Source organism: Moraxella caviae, assembly GCF_002014985.1.
Classification (GTDB): Bacteria; Pseudomonadota; Gammaproteobacteria; order Pseudomonadales; family Moraxellaceae; genus Moraxella; species Moraxella caviae.
Genome location: NZ_MUXU01000032.1, coordinates 1 through 9,120, shown reverse-complemented (window position 1 = coordinate 9,120; position 9,120 = coordinate 1). Strand labels below are relative to the sequence as shown.

9 protein-coding genes are annotated in these 9,120 nt (G+C 47.3%); 3 read left to right on the top strand and 6 right to left on the bottom strand.

Going from position 1 to position 9,120, the window contains the following annotated elements; genetic code table 11:
- Window positions 1-395: IS1595 family transposase (locus B0181_RS04695; RefSeq protein WP_143821572.1), on the bottom strand; the 395-nt coding region annotated here is incomplete at its 3' end.
- 31 nt (window positions 396-426) lie between these two features.
- The gene (locus B0181_RS04690) at window positions 427-1,056 is read right to left on the bottom strand and encodes an MFS transporter (RefSeq protein ID WP_078276334.1); all 630 of its coding nucleotides are present in this window, start codon (window positions 1,054-1,056) and stop codon (window positions 427-429) included.
- A gap of 363 nt (window positions 1,057-1,419) precedes the next feature.
- Between B0181_RS04690 and B0181_RS04685 the strand changes: the two genes are divergently transcribed.
- Window positions 1,420-2,316 carry a LysR family transcriptional regulator gene (locus tag B0181_RS04685; protein ID WP_078276333.1) on the top strand — a complete coding sequence of 299 codons (897 nt, stop codon included), beginning with the start codon at window positions 1,420-1,422 and terminating at the stop codon, window positions 2,314-2,316.
- A 100-nt stretch (window positions 2,317-2,416) separates the two neighbouring features.
- Window positions 2,417-3,229 (top strand): 4-hydroxy-tetrahydrodipicolinate reductase, encoded by an 813-nt coding sequence (gene dapB / locus B0181_RS04680; protein ID WP_078276332.1) that lies wholly within the window; start codon window positions 2,417-2,419, stop codon window positions 3,227-3,229.
- A gap of 142 nt (window positions 3,230-3,371) precedes the next feature.
- On the opposite strand, the gene B0181_RS04675 is transcribed toward dapB, so the two are convergent.
- From B0181_RS04675 to B0181_RS04660, 4 genes are all read right to left on the bottom strand, one after another.
- Complete coding sequence (locus B0181_RS04675) at window positions 3,372-4,550, bottom strand: metallophosphoesterase (RefSeq protein WP_133141525.1); 1,179 nt, start codon at window positions 4,548-4,550, stop codon at window positions 3,372-3,374.
- A 101-nt stretch (window positions 4,551-4,651) separates the two neighbouring features.
- Window positions 4,652-5,644 carry a YheT family hydrolase gene (locus tag B0181_RS04670; RefSeq protein WP_078276330.1) on the bottom strand — a complete coding sequence of 331 codons (993 nt, stop codon included), beginning with the start codon at window positions 5,642-5,644 and terminating at the stop codon, window positions 4,652-4,654.
- A gap of 177 nt (window positions 5,645-5,821) precedes the next feature.
- Complete coding sequence (locus B0181_RS04665; RefSeq protein ID WP_078276329.1) at window positions 5,822-6,541, bottom strand: DnaJ domain-containing protein; 720 nt, start codon at window positions 6,539-6,541, stop codon at window positions 5,822-5,824.
- Window positions 6,541-8,511 carry an ATP-binding cassette domain-containing protein gene (locus B0181_RS04660; RefSeq protein ID WP_078276328.1) on the bottom strand — a complete coding sequence of 657 codons (1,971 nt, stop codon included), beginning with the start codon at window positions 8,509-8,511 and terminating at the stop codon, window positions 6,541-6,543. The genes B0181_RS04665 and B0181_RS04660 overlap by 1 nt, the downstream gene beginning before the upstream one ends.
- A gap of 139 nt (window positions 8,512-8,650) precedes the next feature.
- Here B0181_RS04660 and erpA point away from each other — a divergent pair, with 139 nt between their 5' ends.
- Window positions 8,651-8,980, top strand: coding sequence for an iron-sulfur cluster insertion protein ErpA (gene erpA, locus B0181_RS04655; RefSeq protein WP_078276327.1), 330 nt, complete (start codon window positions 8,651-8,653; stop codon window positions 8,978-8,980).
- The last annotated feature ends 140 nt before the right edge of the window (window positions 8,981-9,120 follow it).

Below are 9,120 nucleotides of genomic sequence, written 5' to 3'. Positions count from 1 at the left end.
TCTGTGTAGACAATGCTATCAGGCTTGATTTTACTTGTGATAATTGGCATTAGTGTATTTGTCTTAGTATCTTTAACAACAACAGTGTAAACTTTACCATTGCGTTTTAATAAACCAAATACAGCAGTTTTACCAGCTGCGCCACGACCACGTTTGCCTTTACGAATACCACCAAAATAGCTTTCATCAAGTTCAATTTCGCCATCAAAGAGCTGACTGGCTTCAAGAGCTAAGTGGTATTCTATCACAAGGCGGATTTTGTGGTAAAATAATATGGTTGTGTTATATTGAACACCTATCAAATTGGCGGCAGTTCTAGCAGTAACTTGGGCTACAAAAAATTCAAGTAGTCTTTTTTGAACTTTTTTACTTAGTTTACAATGGGTTATCTTCATAAAACTAGTATAACATGGTTGCTAATCTACGTCAGCCCCATACTTTAAATAGTGCTGCAAACGAACTTGCCACCGATTCTTTCATGCGCTTTTGTACTGGCAAAGATTCATAAAATCGTGTTGTCGTCAGTATCATCGCCACACCAATCAATGCCAAAAACACAAACATACCGCGCCAATCAGTGAATTTTAGCAACACACTACCCAAAATTGGCGATAAAATTGGCGCAAGTCCATTAACCGTCATCAGAGCACCAAAAAATCGCGTCATTTCCTGACCTTCGTACAAATCTGCCACCACTGCGCGTGAAATCACCACGCTGCCTGCCGAAGCCAAACCCTGCACCAATCGTAGTGCAATCAAAGCTTCAATGCTGGGCGCAAACACAATCAGCACCGTGCTGACCAAATACACCAAAAGCGATACCAATAAAGGCATTTTACGACCATATTTATCACTCAAAGGTCCAAAAATCAGCTGACCAAACGCCAAACCCAGCATGCCTGTAGTAAGCGTCATCTGCGCCATGGACGCACTGGTATCAAAAAACTGCGCCAATGCTGGCAACGCTGGCAAATACAAGTCGATCACAAAAGGCCCGAAAGCCGACAGCATGCCAAGCAGTAAAATCAAAAAGGCTTTTGAATTGCGATAAGTCATTGCTACACTCGTTGTTAATTCGTAAAAGGATTTTCTAACTTTATATGGATTTGGCAAATTACAATGAATATTTTGATAAACCAAAAACAAATTTATTCACCAAACCATCTTGTCAATGGCGAGCTATTATAATACACTTAAACTTACAAACAATAGCCAAAATATGCTTCTTTGATTAAGCTGAGCTTAATATAACCCAATCAGTTTAACCAGAGACAAAATCAAGTGCAGACAGCTGAATAACACTTGCTGATAAACTTGGCGATGTGTCAAACCAAATTAACAAGACCGAAACTACCACCAAATTTGCCATACGAAAAAAGGTAATACTTACACAAACTTTTTAAATCATTTAAAACGCCTATGATAGATGTCAAACCCTTACTTGCTTTTGCTTATGTGCTAGAAAAAGGTTCGATGAATGCCGCTGGCAAAGCGCTCGGCATCAGCCCGTCAGCAGTCAGCCAGCACGTCAGCCGCCTAGAAAGTCAGCACAATGTCAAGCTGCTGGATCGTAGCACACGCAAACTTAGCCCAACAGACGCAGGGCAGGCACTCGCCAAACATTGTCAACGTCTGCAGCACACGCTTGATGATGCCTTGCAAACCTTGGAAAATCTTAAAACCGAAGTGGTGGGCGACTTGCACATCTGCATACCGTCTGGTTTTGCGATGTCACACACTTTTTGTCAAGCACTCAAACAACTCCAGCAAAACTACCCACAATTATCGCCACAGCTACATTTTGATGATGCGCTGCCATCGCTGCATGACGGTAAAATTGACATCGCCATTCACACCAGCGACCAAATCAGCCATAATCCAAACGTTGTGGCGCGCTATCTGACGACATGGCAATGGCAAATCTGCGCCAGCCCAGAATATTTAGCACAGCATTCACCCATCAACAGTCCTGATGATTTATACCTGCATAACTGGCTGTATCTTGAGCCGATTGACATCACCTTGCGCCACGGCACCACCACCCACCAACTACACATCAATAACCGTTCACGCTGCAATCAGCTGTCAGCGCTGCACACCCTAACAAAAGCAGGGCTTGGCTTATCTTTGCAAATCAGCGGAGAGATTGACCAAGCGGTCCAAGACGGTAAATTACAAGTGGTATTGCCACAGTGGTCGCTGCCCAGCATGGATTTTTATTTGGCAACGCCTTATCGCATACAATCCGCCAAAACCGAAGCAGCAGTGCAAGTTTTGCTTGACTGCTTTGCCAAGGACAACCAAACCACAACTTAAATGACATTACAAACTTACAACGCACTTTCAAGAAAACCCTACTCTTTTTACACAAATGTGCTATGATGATGGCACAAATCACCAACACAGGATTACTCGCATGACTTCAAGCACCTTAAACATCGGCATCATGGGCGCATCAGGACGCATGGGACGAATGCTGCTACAAGCAGCGGATAATAACCCAAAAACCAAGCTCGCTGGCGCGTTTGTGCGCAGTGTGTCAAGCCTGATTGGTGTGGACGCAGGCGAATTTATCGGCACAGGTAAAAATGGCGTGGCGCTTAGCACGCTTGATGTGTCTGGCATTGATGTGCTGATTGATTTTAGCTTGCCAGAAGCCTTAGATGACGTGCTGGCGCAATGCGTGGCACAAAAAAAGCCGCTCATCATGGGTGTAACGGGACTAAATGCCGAGCAAGAAGCCAAACTCACCGCCGCAAGCCAAGAAATCGCCATCGTGTATGCGGGCAATTTCTCCACAGGGGTGAATTTGTCGCTGAATTTGCTTGCCACCACCGCCAAAGTGCTGGGACTAGAAGCGGACGTAGAAATCATTGAACATCACCACAAGCACAAAATCGATGCACCCAGCGGCACAGCGTTAATGATGGCAAAATCAGTGGCGGACGCTCGCAAACAAAGCCTAAAAACCGCCTTGGTGCATGGCCGTCATGGTGCAGCCAAACGCACAGCTGGCGACATCGGTATGCACGCGGTGCGTGGCGGCGAGATTGTGGGCGAGCATACGGTGGAGTTCATCATGGATGGTGAAATCATTGAAATCACCCACAAAGCCCAAAGCCGCACGACCTTTGCCGCTGGCGCAGTGCGTGCTGCGGTGTGGGCGGCGGATAAGCCAGCTGGGCTGTACGATATGCAAGACGTGCTAGGACTAAAAAACGCAAGCTAAGCCATCATAAAGCCTTGCAGTTAAAAGCAAGGCTGGCAAACCACTTGACAAGTTTTATCAAATTTTTCATCAAATCTTTCATCAAAAAAGCGCTGGTTTTTTACCAACGCTTTTTATTTTTGGGTTTGATTTTATCGCTAAATTACTCAGCCTTGCCCACCATTTCAATCACCCACACTTCCGACTGCGAACCTAGGCGAAACGGAATGCCCCAAAACCCATAGCCAGACGACACCACAACGTGCGTACCGTCAATCTTTTCATGCCCATAGCCCACACGATTGAGCATTTTTACGATAAAATTGGCAGGGAAAACTTGCCCATTGTGCGTATGTCCAGAAACCTGCAAATCAATCGGCAACGCAACGTTTTGCATGATTTCGCTGGGACGATGATCTAATAAAATGGTCGGATAAGTGCTATCAACGTGCGCCATCAGTGCGCTTGTTGGCGCTCTGCCTGCGTGATGGTCGTCAAATCTGCCGATGATATTTAGCGTGATGGGCGCGCCATTTTTGGTGAAGGACAGCTGCACCGCTTCATCATTGAGCAAAATTGCGCGGCTGTCAGTGATGGCACTGGTGATGGCGCGATAAGCGTGGGTTTGGTACAAATCATGATTGCCAAGGCTTGCGATACTGGCAACGTGCGGCGCAGCGATGACATCCGCAAAATTTTGCGCCATTTGCTTGCCGTCAAAATGCTCGGTGTCATCGTCCATAATATCACCCGGCAGCAGCAGCACGTCCACGTTTTCACGGCGTAGAATCTCGGCAAGATTGGCAAGTTCTCGATTGCCCACCATCGCCCCAAGGTGCGTATCGCTCGCCAGCGCAAGGCGCACAGGCTCAGCCAAAGGCTTATCCACCTGCACCGTCAGATGGCGCACCACAGGCGTGTACGCATTATACACGGCAAGCGACACCAAACCCACAAAACTGGCAAGCGCAAACACACGAAATCCCAGCGGCGACTCAAAACCAAATTTTTTGGCAAGCGCAATCAGTGCAGCCGACACCACAGCCGATAAAAACCACAGCCACAGCACCGCCAAATAGCCCAAAGACGCACGAAACGCCCCAAAAAATAACGCCACCAAAAACGCTGTGCCAATCACCAAAAACAGCGTCGCCACAGACGCAAGTTTCACCGCCACAAAAGGCTTCAGCCACCACACCACAGACCGCGCAAGCGAAAAACTTAGCAGCCAAATTAAAATCGCACTGACCGACAGCACCAATGCTCGCACACCCCACCCCACATTTATTGACAAATCATCTGACAAATTTTCGTTTTTCTGGCTTGGTTTTTGTTCAGCCAAGCAAACCAAATTTATGGTCAAATCAGAAAATTTATCATTATAACAAATTCATCTTACCGCTGTGTTGGCGGTGTGTATTAAGATTGCTCTCGTGCGCAGATTTAAGAATTTTCAAAAAAATCAATCACTTGCGCTGGGATATAATCCATATCAAAGCGGCGCGTGGCATAATTAAAATTCATAAAACCAATGTGTCCGCCATATTTGGTGCTGTTTAGCAGCACATCCGCCGACACGTCATTTGGCTCGGCAATCACGCCCAAAAACGGATCGTCCTTAGCAGTGATGAGCAAAGTCGGCTTGGCAACATCAATCAAATACGGCAAAGCAGACGCTTGGCGGTAGTAGTCGTTTTTTGAGCGAAAGCCGTGTCTTGGCGCGGTGAAAGCGTTGTCAAAATCGCCCATGCGTTTGGCGGATTTGAGCGTGGCAAGCTCATCATCGGTCAGCTGATTGGCAAGCGCTTTTTTGACGATGGGATTGAGCAAATACGGCGTGTAAATTTTCTTGCCCAAAAACCGCTCCATCGCCACCGAACTGCTCGCCAAATCCACAGGCGCAGACACCACCGCAGCCTTGGTAGGCAGTGCGTCCGAGCCGTATTCGCCCATGTATTTTGCCAGCGCATTACCGCCCAACGACACGCCTACCGCATAAATATTGGCGTAGTCCTTGGCAAGATGGTGCAGATTGTGCGAGATTTCCTTGGTGTCGCCCGCATTATAAAACACCCTGCCTGACACAGGCACACCACCGCACGAACGAAAATGCACCACCACAAAATGCCAGCCTTTTGCCGCCACCACGCGCGCCAAATTTTTGGCATAATGGCTTTGGCTTGAGCCTTCCATGCCGTGAAACAGCACCACCAGCGGTTTTTGGTATTTGCCGTCCACTTTTTCGTCCGCCACTGGCAAAAAATCATACGCCACATCGCTTTCATTCAAAGAATCCTTGATAAGCGTGCGCTGATATTCAGGCGAATATTTAACCACATAACGCGGTAAAATCGTCTGTAAATGCGGATTTTTTAGCCACGCAGGCGGTGCAAATTTTGGTACGCTAAAACACTTATTAGAAGGTGAAACTGTCATTATAAAATCGCTTTTATTGGTAAAATTTGGTTGAAAAATTCTGATGAATTGTCTTGTAAAATTTTTGGTAAAATCTATTTTGACAACTGATTGTCAATTTATTTATGTCAATAATTTAAAATGCAAACTGGTTGTCAATTATAATAAATTCAGCTTTTAAATATTGGTAATTAGTTGTCAATTTTGGTTGTTTTGCTCATTAAAGGCATTTTTAAGCACGGCAAAAGCGTGTTTTTGTGCGTCATTAAGCCCATCTACCACCAAGGGTTTGATGCTTAGCGTGATGTATAAATCACTCCAAGAACCGTCATTTAAAGGCTTGCCTGCGCCCAGCACCACAAAAGGCTCGTCCACCAAGGCAGGCAGCGCAATCGTGAGCGTGCGATATGGCGTAGTGATGGTGAGTTTTTCGCGCAGTGCCACCTGCCAAACGTCCACCATCAGTGTGATATGCACATTTTCATCGTCTGATTTGGCGTGGGCTTGTGCTTGATTTTGGGTTTGGGTTTGCGCACGTTCAAAGCTAAATTTATCAAAAACTTTGCGCTGCACCGTTTCACGAAACTGCGCCAAATTTTGCTTTACTTGCTTGCCCACCGTGCGCCCAAATTGCTCAAAATCCGCTTCAAAACGTGCGCCAAATTCGCCTTGCAGCACACCTTTAAAGCCTAAAGTCTTATCATATTCGGCACGCTTGACAGGGTTTTTAAGCATCTCATAAGCTGCGTTAATCTGCGCAATGTATTCATCGCTCGCACGCTCACCGTCAGAGCACACACCATCGTGGGTGCGCCTATCTGGGTGATGCGCCGCCATGATGGCACGGTGCGCCTTTTTAATCTCGGCAAGCGTGGCGTTTTTACGCACGCCCAAAAGCTGATAATAAGTCTGCGTCATCACAGCTGCGCCAATACTTTTTCCAGCTGCTCAAGCTCGTCCATCGCCATCAGCAGCGCTTCTTCAGCGTCATCATTTTGCGCCTTAAGTGCGGTCTGCTCATCAAGCAGTGCCAGCAGCTGCTCTTTGTTGGTTTCATCGTACAAGGCATTATCGGACAGCTTTTCTTCAATTTGAGCCAGCTTCTCACTTAAAGTTTCCAGCGTTTTTTCCAGCTGCTCAATCTGCTTTCTAAGCGGTGCGGTTTTTTGACGATTTTCTGCGTTTTTCTTGCGAATTTCTTCTTTGGAAAGCGCAGGTTTGTCATTTGTCGCTTCTTTAACAGCTTGATTTGACGAATTTGACAACTGATTGTCAAGTGCACCTGACGCATTGTGTGCTTGGCGATTGGCAAGCTGGCGCGCAAGTCTGGCTTGGCGCAAATGCTCGGCATAATCGCTCATATCGCCCACAAATTCTTGCGCCTTGCCGTCCGCCACCAAAAGCAAGCGATCGCAAACGCTCGTCAATAAATCACGGTCGTGCGACACCAAAATCATCGCACCAGCAAAATTTTGCAACGCCAACATCAGCGCATTACGCATTTGCAAATCTAAGTGGTTGGTCGGCTCGTCCAGCACCAACACATTGGGGCGCTGCCACACGATGAGTGCCAAGGTCAGGCGTGCCTTTTCACCGCCAGAAAAATCCGCCACAGACGAATCAATCGCATCGCCACGAAAATCAAAACTGCCCAAAAACGCTCGCAAATCGGCATCGCTCGTCTGTCCTGCCAAGCGCCGCAGTAAAATCATCGGTGTGGCGGCAGCGTCCAGCGCATCCATTTGGTGCTGATTAAAATAGCCCAATTTTAGCGTCTCAGACACCTGACGCACCCCATCAATGAGCGGCAACTCGCCCACCAACGCCTTAATCAGCGTGGATTTGCCCGCGCCATTTGCGCCCAGCACACCCAAGCACACATCAGGCGTGATTTGCAGGCGCACCTTGCTCAAAAGCGGCTTATCATAACCGATGGTCACATTGTCCAGCACAATCAGCGGACTTGCCATGTACGCAGGCTCATAAAAACGAAAACTGAACTGATTTTGCGCCATCACAGGGGCAAGCTCAGTCATACGCTCAAGCTGCTTAATGCGGCTTTGCGCCTGCTTGGCTTTGGTGGCTTTGGCACGAAAACGGCGAATATAATCTTCTAAATGCGCACGGGTCGCCTGCTGCTTTTCAAACGCCTGCTGCTCTTGGGCAAGTCGCTCGCTGCGAGTGCGCACAAATTGCGAATAATTGCCTGTATAAGACGTGATTTTCGCCATTTCAATGTGCAAAATTCTGTCGCACACTGTATCCAAAAACGCCTGATCATGGCTGATAAGCAGCACCAAGCCATCAAATTTCGCCAGCCACTCTTCCAGCCATAAAATCGCGTCCAAATCCAAGTGGTTGGTCGGCTCGTCCAAAAGCAGCACATCAGCTCGGTGTATGAGCGTGCGCGCCAAATTCAAGCGCATTCGCCAGCCACCAGAGAAACTTTTCACCGCCTGAGTATGCTCCGCTTCAGCAAAACCAAGCCCTGACAAAATTTGCGCCGCTTTTGATGGCGTGCGATAGCCGTCAATCTCATCAAAACGCTCGTGCATTTTGCCGATTTCCTGCGCCCCAAGCGCACTCACATCCTGCAAAGCGTCATTGAGCCGATACCATTCTTCATCGCCAGACAGCACATAATCCAGCGCACTGCGCTCGCTTGCTTCAATTTCCTGCGCCATATGCGCCACCTGCCAAGCGCTCGGCATAACAACACTGCCTGCGTCTGCGCCATGCTCACCTAAAATCGTGGCGAACAGTGTGGATTTGCCCGTGCCATTATTGCCCGTCAGTCCGACTTTTTGCGGCTTGTGCAGTTGTAAATTTACGTCTGAAAACAGCAGCCGCCCACCTTGACGCACCGCCACGTTTTGAAATTCAATCATTGTTTATCATCTGTTGTGTGATTGGTGTTATTATACCATCAAGTTGCCAAGAAATTCAGCGAACAAAACCTTGATTTTATCGCCAAAAGCCCGATTATGCTATAATAAGCAAACTGATAAATCAAATTACGAGAATTCCATGAACACCATGACCCTAACCGACAATGCCGCCAATAAACTCGCCCAACTCAAAGCCGCAGAAGGCAATGACGCACTCATGTTGCGCGTCTATGTAACAGGCGGTGGCTGCTCGGGTTTTTCTTATGGCTTTGACTTTGCCGAAGAAGCGGACGAAGACGACGCCACTTTTTTAAACGGCAATGCCATGATGGTGGTAGACAGCCTAAGCTATCAATATTTGCACGGCTCAACAATTGATTATGTAGAAGGCTTGGAAGGCTCGCGCTTCACCGTAGAAAATCCAAACGCCACCACCACTTGTGGCTGCGGCTCATCGTTTTCTATCTGATTTAAAAATTAAACTCTCAAACCCTTTGAATGTCTGTTCAAAGGGTTTTTTATGCACCAAATTTTATCTTAATCACACAAATTGCAATCGCAAAATTTCTCACTTTGCACAAGCAAAAACAAACCCCCACCATCACGGCA

Coding starts and splice junctions, on each gene's coding strand:
- B0181_RS04670 (WP_078276330.1), bottom strand. CDS start 5,644: ATGACAGTTTCACCTTCTAATAAGTGTTTTAGCGTACCAAAATTTGCA.
- B0181_RS04690 (WP_078276334.1), bottom strand. CDS start 1,056: ATGACTTATCGCAATTCAAAAGCCTTTTTGATTTTACTGCTTGGCATG.
- B0181_RS04660 (WP_078276328.1), bottom strand. CDS start 8,511: ATGATTGAATTTCAAAACGTGGCGGTGCGTCAAGGTGGGCGGCTGCTG.
- B0181_RS04665 (WP_078276329.1), bottom strand. CDS start 6,541: ATGACGCAGACTTATTATCAGCTTTTGGGCGTGCGTAAAAACGCCACG.
- erpA (WP_078276327.1), top strand. CDS start 8,651: ATGAACACCATGACCCTAACCGACAATGCCGCCAATAAACTCGCCCAA.
- B0181_RS04685 (WP_078276333.1), top strand. CDS start 1,420: ATGATAGATGTCAAACCCTTACTTGCTTTTGCTTATGTGCTAGAAAAA.
- dapB (WP_078276332.1), top strand. CDS start 2,417: ATGACTTCAAGCACCTTAAACATCGGCATCATGGGCGCATCAGGACGC.